Annotated in this window: 17 protein-coding genes and 1 riboswitch; of the genes, 11 read left to right on the plus strand and 6 right to left on the minus strand. The window is 49.7% G+C overall.

Translation table 11 applies throughout. The features are described 5' to 3' along the window. Nucleotides 1-93: 93 nt before the first annotated feature. The 3 genes from POF51_RS27410 to POF51_RS27420 all read right to left on the minus strand — a co-directional run bounded on the left by POF51_RS27410 (nucleotide 94) and on the right by POF51_RS27420 (nucleotide 3,142). Entirely contained in the window at nucleotides 94-522 is a 429-nt protein-coding gene (locus tag POF51_RS27410; RefSeq protein ID WP_007721164.1) for a BrxA/BrxB family bacilliredoxin, read from the minus strand. An 80-nt stretch (nucleotides 523-602) separates the two neighbouring features. Further along, nucleotides 603-2,273, minus strand: a complete 1,671-nt coding sequence (gene rnjA, locus POF51_RS27415) for a ribonuclease J1 (protein WP_069852048.1) — start codon at nucleotides 2,271-2,273, stop codon at nucleotides 603-605. Between the two features lie 98 nt (nucleotides 2,274-2,371). After that, nucleotides 2,372-3,142: a hypothetical protein gene (locus POF51_RS27420; RefSeq protein WP_069852046.1), complete on the minus strand. Its 771-nt coding sequence runs from the start codon at nucleotides 3,140-3,142 to the stop codon at nucleotides 2,372-2,374. 103 nt (nucleotides 3,143-3,245) lie between these two features. On the opposite strand from POF51_RS27420, the gene POF51_RS27425 reads away from it, so the two are divergent. Next, a complete protein-coding gene (locus tag POF51_RS27425; protein ID WP_069852044.1) occupies nucleotides 3,246-3,584 on the plus strand; it encodes a YqzG/YhdC family protein in 339 nt (112 codons plus the stop codon). Here POF51_RS27425 and POF51_RS27430 read toward each other — a convergent pair. Continuing rightward, nucleotides 3,581-4,207, minus strand: a complete 627-nt coding sequence (locus tag POF51_RS27430) for an SCO family protein (protein WP_244521832.1) — start codon at nucleotides 4,205-4,207, stop codon at nucleotides 3,581-3,583. The two genes, POF51_RS27425 and POF51_RS27430, sit on opposite strands and share 4 nt — an antisense overlap. A gap of 81 nt (nucleotides 4,208-4,288) precedes the next feature. Then, nucleotides 4,289-4,600, minus strand: coding sequence for a rhodanese-like domain-containing protein (locus POF51_RS27435; protein ID WP_069852040.1), 312 nt, complete (start codon nucleotides 4,598-4,600; stop codon nucleotides 4,289-4,291). A 312-nt stretch (nucleotides 4,601-4,912) separates the two neighbouring features. Beyond that, nucleotides 4,913-5,019: riboswitch (SAM riboswitch) on the plus strand. Nucleotides 5,020-5,108: 89 nt separating this feature from the next. On the opposite strand from POF51_RS27435, the gene POF51_RS27440 reads away from it, so the two are divergent. The 10 genes from POF51_RS27440 (at nucleotide 5,109) to POF51_RS27485 (ending at nucleotide 16,225) form a co-directional block, all read left to right on the plus strand. Next, entirely contained in the window at nucleotides 5,109-6,413 is a 1,305-nt protein-coding gene (locus tag POF51_RS27440) for a homocysteine synthase (protein WP_069852038.1), read from the plus strand. 155 nt (nucleotides 6,414-6,568) lie between these two features. Next, nucleotides 6,569-7,618 carry an ArsR/SmtB family transcription factor gene (locus POF51_RS27445; RefSeq protein WP_069852036.1) on the plus strand — a complete coding sequence of 350 codons (1,050 nt, stop codon included), beginning with the start codon at nucleotides 6,569-6,571 and terminating at the stop codon, nucleotides 7,616-7,618. Then, nucleotides 7,615-8,841 carry an MFS transporter gene (locus POF51_RS27450; protein ID WP_069852034.1) on the plus strand — a complete coding sequence of 409 codons (1,227 nt, stop codon included), beginning with the start codon at nucleotides 7,615-7,617 and terminating at the stop codon, nucleotides 8,839-8,841. Before POF51_RS27445 ends, POF51_RS27450 begins: the two co-directional genes overlap by 4 nt. 48 nt (nucleotides 8,842-8,889) lie before the next feature. Continuing rightward, nucleotides 8,890-9,828, plus strand: coding sequence for an AAA family ATPase (locus POF51_RS27455; RefSeq protein WP_271756499.1), 939 nt, complete (start codon nucleotides 8,890-8,892; stop codon nucleotides 9,826-9,828). 4 nt (nucleotides 9,829-9,832) lie between these two features. Beyond that, complete coding sequence (locus tag POF51_RS27460) at nucleotides 9,833-11,023, plus strand: DUF58 domain-containing protein (protein ID WP_069852030.1); 1,191 nt, start codon at nucleotides 9,833-9,835, stop codon at nucleotides 11,021-11,023. Then, nucleotides 11,020-12,348 carry a DUF4129 domain-containing protein gene (locus POF51_RS27465; protein WP_271756500.1) on the plus strand — a complete coding sequence of 443 codons (1,329 nt, stop codon included), beginning with the start codon at nucleotides 11,020-11,022 and terminating at the stop codon, nucleotides 12,346-12,348. Before POF51_RS27460 ends, POF51_RS27465 begins: the two co-directional genes overlap by 4 nt. A 152-nt stretch (nucleotides 12,349-12,500) precedes the next feature. Then, complete coding sequence (locus POF51_RS27470) at nucleotides 12,501-13,598, plus strand: ArsR/SmtB family transcription factor (RefSeq protein ID WP_069852026.1); 1,098 nt, start codon at nucleotides 12,501-12,503, stop codon at nucleotides 13,596-13,598. Nucleotide 13,599: 1 nt separating this feature from the next. After that, nucleotides 13,600-14,409, plus strand: coding sequence for an ABC transporter permease (locus POF51_RS27475; RefSeq protein ID WP_017247239.1), 810 nt, complete (start codon nucleotides 13,600-13,602; stop codon nucleotides 14,407-14,409). A gap of 17 nt (nucleotides 14,410-14,426) precedes the next feature. Continuing rightward, nucleotides 14,427-15,413, plus strand: coding sequence for an ABC transporter ATP-binding protein (locus POF51_RS27480; RefSeq protein WP_069852024.1), 987 nt, complete (start codon nucleotides 14,427-14,429; stop codon nucleotides 15,411-15,413). After that, nucleotides 15,410-16,225, plus strand: a complete 816-nt coding sequence (locus POF51_RS27485; protein ID WP_069852022.1) for an ABC transporter permease — start codon at nucleotides 15,410-15,412, stop codon at nucleotides 16,223-16,225. Before POF51_RS27480 ends, POF51_RS27485 begins: the two co-directional genes overlap by 4 nt. Before the next feature lie 68 nt (nucleotides 16,226-16,293). Here the strand turns inward: POF51_RS27485 and POF51_RS27490 are convergent, their stop codons facing one another. After that, the gene (locus POF51_RS27490; RefSeq protein WP_069852167.1) at nucleotides 16,294-16,986 is read right to left on the minus strand and encodes a M24 family metallopeptidase; all 693 of its coding nucleotides are present in this window, start codon (nucleotides 16,984-16,986) and stop codon (nucleotides 16,294-16,296) included. Between the last annotated feature and the right edge of the window lie 333 nt (nucleotides 16,987-17,319).

Consider the following 17,319-nt stretch of genomic DNA (forward strand, 5'->3'; position numbering starts at 1 on the left):
ATTAAACATTTTAGTATAGTAACGAAAGGAAATCAATCCCAGCGCACAAAAAAGACGCCCGTTGCCGAGCGCCTGGTGATGCTTCGTGCTTTTTTATTTGTAAGTGTCGTAAGCATTGGTCAACAGGCCAGCGATTGTTGCCAGTTCGTTGTTCTCGATCTGATGACGCTCAACCATGGTCATGATTTTGCCGTCTTTCATGATCGCGAAGGATGGGGAGGACGGTGCATAGCCTTCGAAATACTCACGTGCTTTTGCAGTCGCTTCCTTGTCTTGACCTGCGAATACAGTGAAGATGTTATCTGGCTTTGTAGCGTGATTCAAGGAATGTACAACTGCTGGACGAGCGAGTCCTGCCGCGCAGCCACAAACCGAGTTCACGACTACTAGTGTCAGGCCTTTTGCATTTGGCAATGCTTGCTCTACTTCTTCAGCAGTGCGAAGCTCTTGGAAACCGTTGCGAGTTAACTCATCGCGCATCGGTTGAATTACTTGGCTCATATATGCTTCATAAGACATCATTGGGCAACCTCTCCTTTATATCACGAAGTTCAACTTACTTATTATTATAACCCGATCACACCTACCCGAGAAAGCAGGAGCTACACTTCCATCAAAATGGTAAGAATCATTGGATTACGGCCTGTCTTTTCGTAAATGAACGGCTTAATCACTTCATTAATCTGTGACTTCAGCTCAGACCATTCTTTGATTTTCTTATCCAATGCTTCCTGTAAACGACCACGAACGAGCTGTGTCGCTTCCTGAATCAAGGATTCCGAACCTCGTACGTATACGAAGCCACGGCTCACGATATCTGGGCCCGTCAAAATTTTGAAGTTCTTCATATCGAGGCTGACAACCACGACCATCAAGCCATCCTCAGCCAAATGCTTGCGATCGCGCAGAACGATATTGCCGACGTCGCCGATACCACTGCCATCAATGAGGACAATCCCTGCTTGTACTTTACTGAGCCACGCTTTTTCGCGGTTGCAATTCAGCACTTCGCCGTTGTCCATAATAAAGATGTTGCTCTCCTCGATCCCAACCTGTTGGGCCAGCTTGGAGTGAGTCTTGAGCATCCGGTATTCCCCGTGGATCGGGATGAAATATTTCGGACGAATGAAGTTGAGCATGAGCTTCAACTCTTCGCTGCTTCCATGACCCGATGCGTGAATATCAAATTCGTGACTCAATACTACGTTGGCACCTGCACGGAACAGCTTGTCTATCGTGCGGCTTACGTTAATCGTATTTCCTGGGATCGGAGATGCAGAAATGATCACCGTATCTTCCGGATAAATGGAAACGGTACGATGCGAACCGGCTGCAATCCGGGTCAACGCTGCCATCGGCTCACCTTGGCTGCCTGTGCAAATAATCAGCACTTGGTTGTCTGCGTAGTTGTCGATGTGCTTAATATCAATCAGCATGCCCTCTGGCATCTGGATATAGCCCAGTTCTTGTCCAATCAAGAAAACCTTTTCCATACTGCGGCCAATAACCGCCACTTTCCGATTGCACTGCTCCGCAGCATCTACCACCTGTTGGAGGCGATGTACGTTGGAAGCGAAGGTAGCCAGAATGATGCGACCACGCGCTTTGCGTACCACATCGAGAATCCCTTCCCCTACCGCTCTCTCTGACATCGTAAATCCAGGACGCTCACTGTTCGTACTATCAGACAAAAGCGCCAAAACGTCACCGCTCGCACCAAAGCGTGCAATTTTTCCGTACTCCGTTGTTTGTCCGACTGGTGTCATGTCAAACTTGAAGTCACCTGTGTGAATAACCATTCCCTCTGGTGTATGGAGCACAATTCCCAAAGAATCAGGGATACTGTGGTTCGTCCGGAAGAATGTCGCCTTCAGCTTCGCAAAAGGAATTTCCGTATCTTCCGAAATCGGAATCAGCTTCACTTCATTTTGCAAACGGTGCTCTTCCAGCTTCGCCTTGACCAAGCCCAGGGTCAGACGACCACCGTAAATCGGCACCTTGATTTGCCGTAAAATATAAGGAATCGCACCAATGTGATCCTCATGTCCGTGCGTTAACAAAAGTGCTTTAATCTTGTGCTGGTTATCCACTAAATAGGAAACATCCGGGATAACCAGGTCAATACCAAACATTTCATTTTCAGGGAATTTCACCCCGCAGTCAATGATGATGATTTCGTCCTCATACTCGACGCAGTACATATTTTTTCCGATCTCGCCGAGGCCGCCCATCGCGAAAATCTTAACGTCGCTCAAACTCTTTCCTCCTAACATCGTCGTGCATGATTATGGGAATCCGAACCAAGCATGCCATTCTTATTATATCACAACGTATGACGTTCGTTTCACACAGTCTTGTCTATTCCACACATTCATCTTCGGTCAATAATTGAATACTGATACTCCAAATCAGCAACTCTTTCATCGGTAACGACACTGGCTCTCGCCCAGAAGTCGTCCTTTGCATAGGAATCGCCCGTCCATACCTCCGTAATTTCTCCTGAAGAGAGCTTTAGTGGTACGGCTTCGATTTCTTTTACTACGGCGCCACTTTTGTTTTGCAGTCGCAGTTTCAAATCAATCTCCACCGGCTGATCCGACTGATTCCGTACGAGGATTAGACTTGTATACGGATACCCTGCACAATTTTTGGTACAATCTTGTCTGCTGTATACGATGGCGAGATCAATGGGCTTCTCATTGTCCATCTTCGCCGCTTTCCACTTGTCTTTTGCTTTTTGTACGACGGTGACATACTCCGCTTTTTTCAAAAAGGGTCCCATGCCTAAAAAGGCAGCAGCAAAAAAGCTAAACATGCCAAAGGCTGTGCATAGAAAAACGAGGTTCATTTTCCAAAACTGTTTTCTCATCGTGATCAAGAAGCCAATATACATGAGGATACAAACAAACACCAACAGGATACAAAAGTATAAAAATAGCTCCAAGTCGGCCGCCGTAGGTAACACCGGAATGCCATACTTCATTTGCCAATGTACATTCGCAGCGAAGCAACCTCCGTAAATCAATATGGCTGAAGCAATCGTGGGCCCCCATTTTTTCCAGAAAGGAGGCTTTTGGAATATTGCCGCAAGAACCCCCACCAAAACAGGAACGCCAAATAAGGGAATCAGCAAGTAATGCATCGAAAACCTCCCTCACTTCATTGTCATTATTTTCTACGAATGATATTCCGAAAAGTCTTCAAAATACATGGAAAACCATTTCGAAAAGGAGAGGGTTAAGCAAATGCAAACCGCTCGTCGCCTATTTCGCTATCGGAACATGATGCCCCTTCTCTGTCCCGTACTTTTCCTGCTTCTATTTCAGACGTTTCCTACCTATGCCCAGCCTCCCTATGCAAAATGGGGCAGGCTCGCGATGCAGGAAACGATGAAGCGATATCCAAACGCTCAAATTGTGGACTACCTGCACGTTGGACGAACACCAAAAACACCCACCACGTCGGAAGAGACGTTTAAGCTCTTGCTTCAAGAAGGCAATCGCAGGTGGGCGTTACTCGTTCATATTGAATTTGTGAATCAGACAGAAGAAGTCGTCAACATCTCCTATGAGGAGACCCGCTAGTCAGCGAGCTGTTCCATCTCTTTCATCATGACTTCCATGTCCATGTCAGCTGCCATCCCGTACGCGCGGCGCATGTTTCCATCTCCATCCACAAGGAACATGCGAGCCGTATGCGCATAAGAACCATCTGGCTGCTTCATAACCATCAGACCAAAATCCTTCGTCACTTTCTCTACAGCCTGAGCGTCACCGCGCAGGAACTTCCAGCCACTCTGATCTGCCTTGAACTTGGCTGCGTACTCTTGCAAGACTTCTGGCGTATCGTTATCAGGGTCAAAGGAAATGGAGATAAACTCTACTTTGTCTCCAAACAGTCCCTTTTCCTTCAACTGATCTTGCAGCTTGGCCATGTTGTACGTGGTAGCCGGACAAATATCCGGGCATTTGGTAAACATAAACTCAACCAGTCGTACCTTACCAGCACTTTCATTAAATGTATAGGTTGTTCCGTTACTGTTGTCTAAGGTGAAGTCTGCGATGGGCTTCAATACTTCGATCTTCTCTTGTGTCATGTACTTATAACCAAATACTCCGACGATAGCCAAAAGGATAATACCAGCTAACACAGGAAACCAATGTTTTTTCATCCCAGATTCCTGCTGCAATTGTGTTCCTTCACTCACGGGTTGCTTCCTCCCTGCTTGTCCCATGCGTGATGCCTCCTGATTACACACGGGAGGCATTCACACTGTTTCTATCACTTCTTACTGTTCTACTTCACCTGGCCATGCGAGCATGCCGCCAACCATATTCGCCACGTCATATCCTTGTGCACTCAAATACGCTGTAGCATTATGGCTTCTGGCACCACTACGGCAAACCATCACAATCGGAATGTTCTTATCCAGCTCATCGATACGATGTGGCAAAAAGCCGAGTGGGATCAGCTTCGCCTCTTTAATGTGACCTGCATTCCACTCATCGACCTCACGCACATCAATGACTTGCAGCTCCTCTTTGGCTTCCAGCTTTTCCAACAGCTCTTGTGGTGTCATTTCCTTTACTCCATGGCTCATCGCTATTTATCCTCCTATATGTACGATCAGATCAGTTGTAACCACCTCCATGATATCACACGCTTTTTTACTTTTCTAACGCGAAGAGCACTTGGCTTTACCCTGCATCTATGCTCCCTATTTTCTACCATTATCTCCTATTTCGCTGTGGCAGTAGCCACACGGGATGTGAACAGCTTGAGGCAAAAGCGTTACAAATTAATGGCATGAGTGAAACACCTTTCATCCATATATACATAAAAACCTCCCTGATAACTACATATTCTACATTGACAGCAAGGTGTTATTTTCATACAATTACGACAACAACTTTTCTCATCAAGAGCGGTGGAGGGACAGGCCCTACGAAGCCCGGCAACCAGCAGACTAGCTGCATGGTGCCAATTCCTGCAGAATCCAGTGATTCTGAGAGATGAACACAAGCCCGTGCATGATCGGAGCCTTCTTCTTCTCAGGAGAATGCTCCGTTTTTTTATTAGTCGATTTCATAGTAGAAGGAGAGATGAACATGTCCGATCAACAACAATGGAAGCCAGAAACGCTTGCGGTACACGGTGGGCAAGAGGTTGACCCTGTAACAGGCTCACGTGCTGTTCCGATCTATCAGACGACCTCCTACGTTTTCCGCGATACGGAGCATGCAGCCAATCTGTTTGGGTTAAAAGAGTTTGGGAACATCTATACACGCATCATGAATCCGACCCAGGATGTATTTGAGAAGCGTGTTGCCCTGCTCGAAGGTGGTGTTGGTGCATTGGCGACCGCATCCGGGCAAGCTGCCATTACATTCGCCATCTTAAATATTGCGCATGCAGGAGACGAGATCGTCGCTTCCAGCAGTCTCTACGGCGGTACCTACAACCTGTTCGCCCACACGCTCCCCCGCCTCGGTATCAAAGTTCATTTTGCTGATCATTCCAATCCGGAAAATTTCCGTGCCTATATCAACGAAAAGACAAAAGCCGTGTTTTGCGAGACGATCGGCAATCCACGCATTGATGTCGCTGATATTGAGGCGATCGCCAATATTGCCCACGAAAATGGCGTACCTTTGATCGTGGACAACACCTTCGCGACTCCGATTTTGTGCCGTCCTTTTGAGCACGGGGCCGATATTGTCGTGCACTCCACCACCAAATTCATCGGCGGCCACGGAACAGCAATTGGCGGTATTATCGTAGACTCTGGAAAATTTGACTGGAACAACGGAAAATTCCCTGGTCTGACTACACCAGACCCAAGCTACCATGGCGTTGTCTATACAGAGGCAGTCGGTCCGCTCGCCTATATTATCAAGGCGCGCGTCCAGCTCCAGCGCGATATTGGTGCTGCCGTCGCCCCGATCAATTCCTTCTTGTTCCTGCAAGGATTAGAAACACTGCATCTGCGCATCGAACGGCATAGCCAGAACGCCTTGGCAGTAGCCCAATTCCTCGCCAATCACTCTGCCGTAGAGTGGGTGAGTTATCCAGGACTCGAGTCAGACTCCCAGCGTGAGTTGGCACAAAAATATTTGCCAAAAGGTGCTGGCGCGATCCTGACCTTTGGAATTCGCGGTGGCGTTGAGGCAGGAAAAACGTTGATCGAGTCCGTGAAGCTGTTCTCCCATCTCGCAAATGTCGGGGACTCCAAGTCACTCATCATTCATCCAGCTAGCACAACACATCAGCAGATGACACAAGAAGAGCAGGCAGCAGCCGGAGTGACTCCGGGACTTATTCGCCTCTCCGTCGGTACAGAATCGATCGACGATATCATTTCTGATCTGGAGCAGGCATTGCAGCGTGCGTTGCAATTATCCACGGTAGGTTAACCATACCTTCAAAAGAAAGAAGAATCATGATCTCTCTGGATAGAGATTTATGATTCTTCTTTTACTTTTCTATTCATGTTCGAAAAATGTTGAATTTTAAATTCGTTATTTATAAAATACATAATTATGTACAAATTTTGGAAGGATGAATAGACGTGAAAGTTTTGAACATCGGAAGTGAACGGACAACGTATCGCGTGGAGATTTCGTATTCTCCTTTATTCGAAGCTGCCTTGGGAATCGCTGCCGCTACCTACGATCAATTGCATCACACGATGGAACACCCTCCTGCCTACTGGCGTCAACTGTTGGACGAGCTATCGCCTTCTGTACGGCAAGAGGTCGACTATGCGAAGGAGCACAACACGTGGAAGACGCTTTTGCAACTGCTCGATCTTTGCCCTTTCGCTGATCTGGATTCATTTCTCTCGTATGTCAGAGAGCTCTCAACAGAACAGCTCCGATACGAGGCCCTCCCTTATCTAGGTGAGAATATGCAAGAAGCACGTTGGAAGGCTGCACAAGGAAGCAAGGAGGATTGCGCCGCTTTACAGGAAGCGTGCCGCGCGCACCTCTTTTTTGAATCGTATATCGGACATATTACTTCCGTTGATGCAGAAGAGCTGAGGAGTCATATTCTCCGATTGATGGAAGGCTGGTATGGCACCCACATCAAGCCGCATGAGGAAGAAATCGTTCGCATGCTAGAACGGGATTGGTCGCAAAAGCAAAACAAGCTAGGGAAGCTCACCCCGGAAGCCTTGGTGGAGTATGCGACGGGATCGAGCTACCTCCCTGAGCCTGCCGTGACACGCGTACTACTGATCCCACAAGCGATCTATCGCCCGTGGACCGTACAGGCCGATGCTGTCGGGACGAAAATTTTTTATTACCCTGTTGCCGACGAAAATTTGCACGATGCTGTAGATCCAAATCAGCCACCCCCTTCACTGGTGCAAGCCTTAAAAGCACTCGGAGATGAGCACAGGCTGCGCATGGTCAAAATGCTCGCGGAAAAGGACCTGAGTCTGCAAGAAATAACAGAGCAACTCTCTATGGCAAAATCGACAGTGCACCATCACCTGTCCATGCTGCGGTCTGCCCATCTCGTTGAAACAGTCGGCTCCCGTTACAGACTCCGCCGTCATACTCTGGACAAGCTCCCCCTGATATGGGATGAATTCCTGGACAGGAGCGCCCCATGAACCAAACTGCGGTACAAGCCTCTGTCTGGCAGCAGCGTTCTTATCGTTGGATTCTTTTTGGTCAGCTCATTTCCGAACTCGGGACCTCACTCGGTACCCTCGCCAATAGCTGGTTAATCTATCAGGCAACAGGCTCACAAGGTGCGGTCGGACAGATGTGGCTGCTGTATTTCATACCGTCGCTCGCTATTCAGTTGGTAGCCGGACCGTACATCGACCGATTCGACAAGAAGCGTGTCATGCTTTTTTCTCAATGGATGCGAGCTGCTGCGTTTTGTTTGTCCTTTGTGGTCATTACTTCCGGGACAGAATCGCTCTGGCCGTTGTATTTCACTGCCTTGATCAACGGTCTCGTTCAACCGCTATATGTGCCAGCCAGCCAATCGCTCCTCCCTGTTCTGGTCAAAAGAGAGCAGCTCCTCCAAGCCAATGCCTATTTGGATAGTGTCCTGCGCATTGCCTTGATTACAGGTCCTCCTTTGGCTGGGATTCTCGTAGCCAGTATCGGCGGCGAGTCAGTACTCGCATTGGTCGCGATCAGCTATGCGCTCAGCGGTTTCTTTCTGGTTCTTTGTCCAATCGCCCCAGCAGATACCGCCAGCAAGAAGCAATCGTGGTTTGTCATGTTTAAGGCTGGTCTTGCGATCTTTTGGCAGAAGCCCCTTCTACTCTGGCTTGGCCTGTACTCAGCTCTCGTCCAATTTGCTGTCGGAGTCACACTCGTACTAAACCTGCCTTTTGTAGTCGGCGAGCTACAAGGCACCTCGTTTCATGTAGGCTTGTTTTTGGCTGGTTATCCGTTGGGATATTTCTTCGGCTCCTTGCTCGTGCCACGCTTCCGTAACAGCCTTGGTCAGCCCCTGATCATGTTGGGATCACTGGTATTAGGTGGCTTAAGCTTTGTTGCGATAGGCTTTACCCATGACATCTGGCTGGCAATCACCATCGAACTACTGGCTGGTCTGTTTGCTCCTTTTTTCCAAGTACATAGCACAAGCTTGTATCAGCTTCACGTTCCTTCCGAGTTGATGGGGCGTGTACTGTCTGTCCGCCTGCTCATCGTGCGTGCGACGATGCCCGTCGGTATTTGGCTTGGCGGACAGCTAAGCGATCAGGTAGGGATTCGCCCTCTTTACATCTCTGTAGGTGCCGTCATCGTGCTCGCCGCGCTGGGGGGAATATTATTTCGAAAATTTGTAAATAACAGGATATTCCCTATATAATAAAAACCGTATGGCTCCTAAATTTTGAATGGGAAAAGGAGAATTTTCATGACTCATCCGACATTGGATAACCTTCAGCATGTTATCAGCAGCGTTATCGTGGGCAAGGAAAGTCAGATCCGCCTATTGGTAACGGCCTTGCTCGCCCGTGGTCACGTATTGCTGGAGGACTTGCCCGGAATGGGAAAAACCGTGCTTGCTAAAACATTGGCGCAAGCGATTGGCGGCTCTTACAACCGCCTGCAATTTACTGCGGATCTACTGCCATCTGATGTCGTCGGTCTACACGTATTCAATCAACGAACAAGTGAATTCGAACTGCGCAAGGGACCTGTTTTTGCAGATGTCTTGCTCGCAGATGAAATAAACCGAGCCACTCCCAGGACTCAATCCGGCTTGCTGGAATGCATGGAGGAACGCCAGGTCACGATCGAAGGCGTCACCTTGCCACTTCCATCGACCATGCTGGTCATTGCGACCCAAAATCCGATTGAATCGGAAGGGACCTATCCATTGCCAGAAGCACAGTTGGACCGCTTCCTTTTCAAGCTGTCTCTTGGCTATGGTACGCGAGAGGATGCCAAAGAAATTTTGCGGAGATTCCGCAGCGGCTCCCCATTAGAGGCCGTCGAGCCGGTCATCACTGTCGAGCAAATTGTGGCTCTGCAACGCGAGGTCATGACCGTTCATGTCAGTCAATCGGTGGAAGACTATATCATCGATCTGACGGAAGCGACTCGCCAGCATCGTTCTGTCGAGGTGGGCATCAGTCCGCGTGCCATGCTCGCCCTGTTGCGATCCGCCCAGGCTTACGCGTTCGTTTCTGGTCGTACTTATGTCTTGCCGGATGATGTGAAAGTGGTGTTCCCCAGTCTGGCAGCTCACCGCATTCGCCTCTCCATGGAAGCAGAGCTGCATGTGACGGAGCAGGAAGTCGTAGAGCAAATTTTGACTAGCGTCCCCGCTCCCGTCGAAGAAAGCGTGTAGCTCTATGATCACCAAGCAAACCTTTCACGTAATCGGTTTTGTCTTGCTGCTCTTCGCCGTTTTTTCCGGCCACTGGTTTTTCTTTCTGTTTGGGGGCTTTTTCTTTTTTCTCCCCGCTGCACAAGACTGGTGGGTCAAATCCATGTCCAAATGGGTGTCATTCGAATGGTCCAGTGATCAAACGCGCGTCCTGTCAGGGACACCCGTGCACATTACAGTTCGCTTGCACAATCGTTCGTGGCTGCCTTTGCCTGCTACCTGGCTTCGCTTCACATTGCCAGAGCATGTCTCGGTGGAAGGTGCAGACGAGGTGCGACTCCTCAATCATCGGACGAGCGTTCGCCTGCGCTTTGATTTGCCGATGCGACAAAGTGCTACACGCACCTTGATTCTCATCCCGAACAAGCGAGGCACGGTCTGGCTGACGGATGTGCAATCCGAGACATTGCCGTTATTGGGCGAGGAGCCTACCGCTATGACATTGTCGATTTCCTTTTCCTTGCTGGTCTATCCGTTGCCTCTTGCTCTTTCTCCTGTTGTGCTTGCTGAAACGGAACCAGATGGGAATCGGATTTCTCGTCAGCGCCAACTAGACGATGTCACTTTTCAGCGTGGCGTTCGGTCGTATATGCCAGGCGACCGTTTCAAGCACATCCATTGGAAGGCAACCGCCAAAACAGGCTCACTGGAGACGCGTCTTTTTGAGTATACAGCCCATCCGAACTGGCGAATCGTAGGGCATATCCTGCCCTCCTATGAACCGATGATGCAAAAGTATAACGATACCACCAATGAACGGACGATCTCCTGTCTTGCGGCTTTAGCTGGCCAGTGCAGGAGAAAATCAGTCGGATACGAGCTGTACCTCACCGTGAAGCAACGAGGACGTGAGCATTTTCATTTGCCTTCGGGAAGTGGCAAGGCGCACCACCAGCACGTCATGACTCAACTGGCGCAAATGCATCATTTTGTGACAACGCCACTGACGACTGTTCTTCGCCGGTTAGAGGGAACCCATGGGAAGGAAGTCATTCTCATTGTGACACCACGAATGGACCAATCCGTACAAGCCTCCGCGGAGCGCCTTGTTCAACGCGGTCATCAGGTTGCGGTGCTGGATGTTTCTTCTGACCCTGTCATCATCCAGCGTTTTGAGCATGCTCGCTTGAAAAAAAGGAGCGTGATGATGGGATGACACTCTCCTTGATGGGGCGCTGGACGTTCGCTTTTTGGCTGGAGGCCATGCTGACGGGCGTTTTCCTGATCTTGTTTGGGTATATGACAGCAGGCTTTGGTCAACTTCTCTCGTTTTGCCTAGTCGCAGCGCCACTGCTCATGGCTGGGAGCTGGTTGTACCATGCTGGTGGCGGTCGCTTGATGCTTCATCTGTTGCTGTATCCCATTGTGTTTATCATAGGAATCGGCAGCTTCTACTTCTACGATTCCTGGCTCATCGCGCTTGTATTGGCTGCTGTTTATTTTTGGAGAGTACAAAGTGCTGCATCGGAAGGTTATCGACATGACAGTCTGCAACGCAGATTTGTTCTGGCACTGATGGCGGGCCTGATACAGCTTGTGTTAGCGGTACTTTACACCTCCATCGTTGACCCGGGTTCCTATTCGCTCGCAGCCTCTTTTTCCATGCTTGTCCTCATTACTCTCAGCTATATTTTGGTGGCGATTGGGGCGTTTGTACTGCGGGAAGGATCACTTTCTACGAGGCTGCCTGTTCGCATTAGCATGCTACTCTGCAGTCAAGTGCTTGGCACTCGTTTTCTTTTGATCGCAGGTTATTTGGCTGTCGGTTCTATCGTACTCGGTCTCATCTATTGGATCTGGAGTTGGATTAAAGGACCTGTCAGCGCTGGTCTGTATACGCTCTTTGAGCCTGTGCTTATTTTCATTGTGGAATTGTTTGAACGCTTGTACGAGAGGGCGAGCCAAAAACAAGCAGCGATTCAGTTATTAACGGAAAATACAGGACAAAAACCAGATAACGCCAGTGTGCAGATACAGCTCGGAGAACCACTCTTTTCTGTTCTACAGCCATACTTAATCATTGCCTTCATCCTCGCCTGTGTGATCCTGCTCGGCCGGTACATATGGAAAAAGCGCTTCAAGGGGACGATTACGCTAGAAAAAGAAGTGGCGGCTGTACAAAATACCGTATTGACCACTGTTCCTCCCTCTTCCAGTGAAGAAAGCACAGAAGATGGCTCTGCCAAATGGTTCAAACAGCCTGTTGGTCCAGAGGATGACCCCACCAGGTACGCCTACTATCAATTTCTCGTCCTCATGGAGAAGCAAGGCCTGCCCATCGAGCTGCACGAGACACCCCAAGAGTTTTTCAATCGGCTGCGCGAAAAGTCCTTGCTAGATGCAGGTCAACTGGATGCAGTCGCTCGCATCACACGTTACTATCAGCAATATCGCTACCAGGAAAAGTCGCTTCCCGAAGCCGATTTGACAGCGATGCAGCAAGCCGTGCAGACGCTCGGCTCTCGTTTCTCTGCGACGTAATACTGTCCCACAACCACGTGCTACCCGTTAGCCGTGGTTGTTTTCTTTTTCTCTTGACATCGGGATGCCCCTCCGGCATAATTTCTTCAATTTTGCCCACTCCCAAATTAAATTCACCAAATGGTTAATTGAACGAGAAAGGAGGATGCTCGGTGCAAGATTTACCTGACTGGCTGCGTAAGCATCTTCATGTCGCATACATACCTGGCTATGAGTTTTTCTTAAGTCTCCATGTGCTTGCCAAGCCGGAGCATCACACCTCCCGCTTGCATTGGGCGGAGGCGTTGCTCACTGCTTTACCTGCCCCACTCTTGAAAAAGCTTTCCTATTTTAGTTCCATGTCCAATCAGTTTCTCGATGCCATGGACTTCCTGGCACCTTGGGAGGAGTGCTTTGAGCATTCTGTTGAGGCCGCATTGGAGCGTGTACAGGCGATGGATGCTGGCGAGTTTGCCCAACTCATGATCGGTCCCGTCTATCATCCCAGACAACTTCACGCTTGGATGCAAGGACGTACAGACGAGATTTTTGATGAGCTGAAACCGGAGCATCGGGAGCTTTTGCGCCATCCACTCTCGACCAAGCGCAGTTTTCTGGAGTTTTGCTACGACTACCTGCCTTTTTTCCAGGCAGAAGAACGGCGGATTGAACCGTGGCTCATCCGCGCCGTACATGAAGCACAAGAGCAGATCAAGCTTGATCCGATTCCGTTTTTGTCGCAGGTACACCCGCGCTTGAAGGTGCACGAAGACTTCTTGCAATTTCACAAGGCAAAAACGTACACATTTGGCTATTCGGAGCTGGCTCGTATCCATTTGCGTGTCTCAACGTTTGTCTCGCCGCATTTGTTGCTAGGCATTTACGACGACCATATCTCCGTGTGCTTAACCGTTGACGTTCCCGGCACCAGAGCCACCTCGGTGATTCCCGCTGACTTTATCAGCAAAATGAAGGTGTTCAGTGACCCGACGCGGACAGCGATTCTCAAATCGTTATTGGCTCATCCTTACTGCACGCAGCAGTTGGCTGACCTGCACAACATCAGTGAGCCTGCCGTCAACAAGCACTTGAATCTGTTGGTAGACACAGGGTTTATCTGGAGTGAACGGCGGGGACGGTATGTGTTTTACCGCGCGATTGCATCACGGCTGGAACAACTCGCCGTCGATCTGCATGAGTTCATCGATATGCCTGTTCCCGGAATTCTCGCTCCACCTACTTCATCACATCCCCCAGAACGGAGGAAATAACGTGTTTCATGTCGCCAAAGCTACCTTTATCCGCAATACCCGCGTTATGATTCGTGCCTATCCGTGGTCGTTTGTCATCGGCCACATTTTTTCCGGGGTGTATACGGTGCTGTTCGCCTTCTTCGCCTATCACTATGTATTTGCCGGACAGTTGGACGAGAATTTCGCACATCTCACCGGCTCGTCCGATTACTTGTCGTACGCCATCCTCGGCGGAGCTTTTTATGCGTTTGCCGTCTCGACCTTGATGAATGTCAGCCGCTCACTCATTACGGAGCTTCGGGAAGGGACCTTGGAGGCTGTTTTGCTCACCCCTTCCTTGCGCAGGGGGTACTTTTTGGGGAATGTCGCCCAACAACTCATGCGTACTTTGTTCGAATTTTCGGTGATTGTGCTTGTAGGGGCGTTGTTTGGACTCACGCTCTCTCATACGAACGTATGGAGCGCCGTTCTTGTCTGGATATTGTCTACAGGGGCTTTCTTTTGCCAAGCGCTCGTATTGGGCAGTCTCATGCTTTGGTTCCGCGATACGTACATCACACAAAACACGCTGTTTGCCGTGATGGCCTTTGTCAGTGGAGTCACGTTTCCGATTCCATATTTGCCTGAATGGCTGCAACCGCTCGGTCTCATCATGCCGCTCGCGCCTGCGCTGGATGCTTTTCGGCAATGTGTGATTCAAGGAGCGCCGCTGCATGCTGTTTCACCACAGCTGTTTCATATGGCAGCCCTGTCCCTCGTCTATCTCGTCATCGGAGTGTGGGGCATTCGTAAGATGGAAAAACGCGTCATGGAATCGATTTTTGGATAACAAGGAGGACAACGATCATGCTGATTGCAGAGAATGTACGGAAGGTATACCGGGTGAAGGAGAAAAAAGGCTGGTTTCGCCAGCGATGGACAGAGGTCGAGGCAGTCGCTGATCTGTCCTTTCGCATGGTACCCGGCAAAATCATTGGATTGTTAGGTATTAATGGGGCAGGAAAAACAACAACGATCAAGATGTGCTCCACGCTGCTCACCCCAACCAGCGGCACAATCACGGTAGACGGGTACGACGCGGTAAAGGACGATCGGTTCGTCAAAGCCAAGGTCAACATGATCGCAGGAGGCGAGCGCATGCTGTACTGGCGGCTGACAGGGCGGGAAAACCTGCAATACTTCGGTAGTCTGTACGGTTTGCAAGGGCAGGCCTTGCGCGATCGGATCGATTCATTACTCTTGCAGGTTGGCCTGTATGAGGCGGCCAACACCCCAGTCGAGCGTTATTCCAAAGGCATGAAGCAGCGACTACAAATCGCCCGGGGCCTGATCAATGATCCGCACTACCTGTTCCTTGACGAACCGACTCTCGGCTTGGACGCCCCCATTGCCCGGCAGCTTCGCAAGCATGTGAGTGAGCTCGCTTCTCAACATGGAAAAGCCATTCTGCTGACCAGCCACTACATTCATGAGGTAGAAGAGCTTTGCGACGAGGTATACATCATCGATAAAGGAAGGCTCGTGGCGCATGATACACCGGAGCACCTGACCAAATCGCTCCACCTAGATACAGCCTTACAGGTAGTGATCCCCTCTCTCTCCGACTCGCTCGATTACGATCTGCGCCAGCTGGCTCTGGATTATGGCGGCTCACGGGAAATCGCGGAAACAGACGAGCAGACCTGGGAAGTGACGTTACGAGGCAAAACGGATATGACGACGCCATTACTTTCCCTCTTGGCTGCCCACCAATCCCCTGTCTTGCGTCTCTCCACGCAACAGCCATCTCTGGAGGACGTCATCCTGCACATGGCAGATCGGAGGGGGGCATGAAACAGCTAGGCAGTCAGCTTTTGGCCGAAATCATCAAGGAGCATCGCCATTCGTTTCACAGCAAAATGATCTACTTCTCACTCTTGGTCTGGCCCGTCATCAATTTTGTAACCGCGTATTATTCGTTTGCCCCGTTTCGGATGGGAGCTGATTCCCCTCTAGCCCGGTTCATCAGCTACGAGCAGTTGCCGTTGTTCCTGTTGACTGGCTATTTAGGCTATATCTTTTATTGGTGCCTGGTACAGTCGTCATGGCAAATGAGCTTTGAACGACAAGCAGGAACCATGGAAATGATCTTCATCAGCCCGGTCAACCGGCTCGCTTTTCTATACGGGCGTTCGCTTTCCTCGCTGATCGAAGGAGTCTGGCTGTTCTTTTGCTTTGTCCTGTTAGCCTTGTTTTTTGTCGATGGCATTCAGCTGAGCGGCTGGTGGGCACCTCCACTCGCCTTCCTCATTTTGCTGGTATCGGCCATCGTCTGGGGCGGCTTTCTCTGTGTACTCTTTCTGTTTTCACGCGATTCGAGCTTTTTGTACACCGTGCTGGATGAGCCGATGCTGATCTTTTCCGGTGTCCGTCTACCCCCGATGGCCTTTCCGGTTTGGGCCAAGGTCATTTCCTTTTGCTTTCCCCTGACCTACGCGCTTCAGTTGATTCGTGAGCTGCTGATGGAGGGAGCATCGCTGCAAACAATGCTGCCGAGTATGGGACTGCTAGCCACCGTCTTGCTGGTGCTCGTGACAGCGACCGTCGTGTTGTTGAAGCAAGCGGAGAAGCATATGAAAAAGACTGGGAACATGGTGATGTATTAGTAAGGCAAAGAATAGGTAAATAAAGAACGCCCTTTCCTAATTGGAAAAGGCGTCTTCTTATTTCCCTCTTACTCCACCGTCAACAGCTTCTCTACAAATCCCCCAATTTCTCGTTCCCGATCAATAAAATGAACCTCCAGGATCCAATCGCGCGGGCGTCCGTTATGATCCGGCTCTCTCATTGGCTTGTGATTGTCAGGGTGAATATAGTTGACGATATCCTCCCCCTGTATTATTTCATGCGGGAATTCGCCGATGAGATGCCCTGCGTGCGGACCACCGTACTCCCAGCCGTATGCTTTGGCGCGCTCGCACATGTAGGCAAACAGCTCGCTGCTCGTAATATCCGGCTTGGACAAAAAGTAAGCCTTGCCCTCGTCCCACGCTTTTTCAATATCGTCGCGCAGCTTTTGTTTTACCGGATCATTTCCAAGCACATACGTCCGCCCGAGATCAGCCTCCCAGTCCTCAAAAATGGGCCCGAAATCGAGAAAGACAATATCTTCGGGTGCGACAGTCAAGTTCGGTGGATTTTCTCGGTACGGAAACAGCGTGTTTCTTCCCGCTCGCACAATTCGCTTATGCCAGTATTTTTTGATCCCGAACAATTGAAAGGCCAGCTCGTAAATCTCCTTGTTGATATCCTTTTCCGTCACGCCGCTGCGAATAATGCCCTTCTCTTCGATTGTGGCAAATAAAAACTCCGCTTTGGTCTCTGCTTCTCGCAGTGCCTGATGTCTCTTTTCCAATGATGGGTGCATCATGTCATAGCCTCCTAGAAAATGTAGCAACCCGCAGATGAATTTATAAGTACAAGTGATTGATCCATTTTTTGTAATCGGTGATGCATGTCTATTCCATAGAAATTTTTGAGCATACCCTATCGTATCCCATCAAAAGGAGTGATCATCATTGAGAAGGAATAAATCCCGCAACAAAGGATTCAAGAAAGTAAATGGTCGTTTGGTGCAGTATTCTACTCCTCGTCATCCTGATCGTGATCCTTATTCTAGACAAAATCCTCCCAGAGAAAGAAGCATGAGATGCAGAGCCTGTTGCTGGGAAGATCCTGATCGGCTGCAAAGTGTATGCGG

The organism is Brevibacillus sp. AG (genome assembly GCF_028369215.1).
GTDB classification, from domain to species: domain Bacteria; phylum Bacillota; class Bacilli; order Brevibacillales; family Brevibacillaceae; genus Brevibacillus; species Brevibacillus porteri.

Bases quoted from the DNA above. Each gene is read 5' to 3' on its own strand.
- POF51_RS27480 (WP_069852024.1), top strand. From the start codon at position 14,427: ATGCTGATTGCAGAGAATGTACGGAAGGTATACCGGGTGAAGGAGAAA.
- rnjA (WP_069852048.1), bottom strand. From the start codon at position 2,273: ATGTTAGGAGGAAAGAGTTTGAGCGACGTTAAGATTTTCGCGATGGGC.
- POF51_RS27440 (WP_069852038.1), top strand. From the start codon at position 5,109: ATGTCCGATCAACAACAATGGAAGCCAGAAACGCTTGCGGTACACGGT.
- POF51_RS27425 (WP_069852044.1), top strand. From the start codon at position 3,246: ATGCAAACCGCTCGTCGCCTATTTCGCTATCGGAACATGATGCCCCTT.
- POF51_RS27485 (WP_069852022.1), top strand. From the start codon at position 15,410: ATGAAACAGCTAGGCAGTCAGCTTTTGGCCGAAATCATCAAGGAGCAT.
- POF51_RS27410 (WP_007721164.1), bottom strand. From the start codon at position 522: ATGATGTCTTATGAAGCATATATGAGCCAAGTAATTCAACCGATGCGC.
- POF51_RS27435 (WP_069852040.1), bottom strand. From the start codon at position 4,600: ATGAGCCATGGAGTAAAGGAAATGACACCACAAGAGCTGTTGGAAAAG.
- POF51_RS27450 (WP_069852034.1), top strand. From the start codon at position 7,615: ATGAACCAAACTGCGGTACAAGCCTCTGTCTGGCAGCAGCGTTCTTAT.
- POF51_RS27420 (WP_069852046.1), bottom strand. From the start codon at position 3,142: ATGCATTACTTGCTGATTCCCTTATTTGGCGTTCCTGTTTTGGTGGGG.
- POF51_RS27460 (WP_069852030.1), top strand. From the start codon at position 9,833: ATGATCACCAAGCAAACCTTTCACGTAATCGGTTTTGTCTTGCTGCTC.
- POF51_RS27465 (WP_271756500.1), top strand. From the start codon at position 11,020: ATGACACTCTCCTTGATGGGGCGCTGGACGTTCGCTTTTTGGCTGGAG.
- POF51_RS27455 (WP_271756499.1), top strand. From the start codon at position 8,890: ATGACTCATCCGACATTGGATAACCTTCAGCATGTTATCAGCAGCGTT.
- POF51_RS27490 (WP_069852167.1), bottom strand. From the start codon at position 16,986: ATGCACCCATCATTGGAAAAGAGACATCAGGCACTGCGAGAAGCAGAG.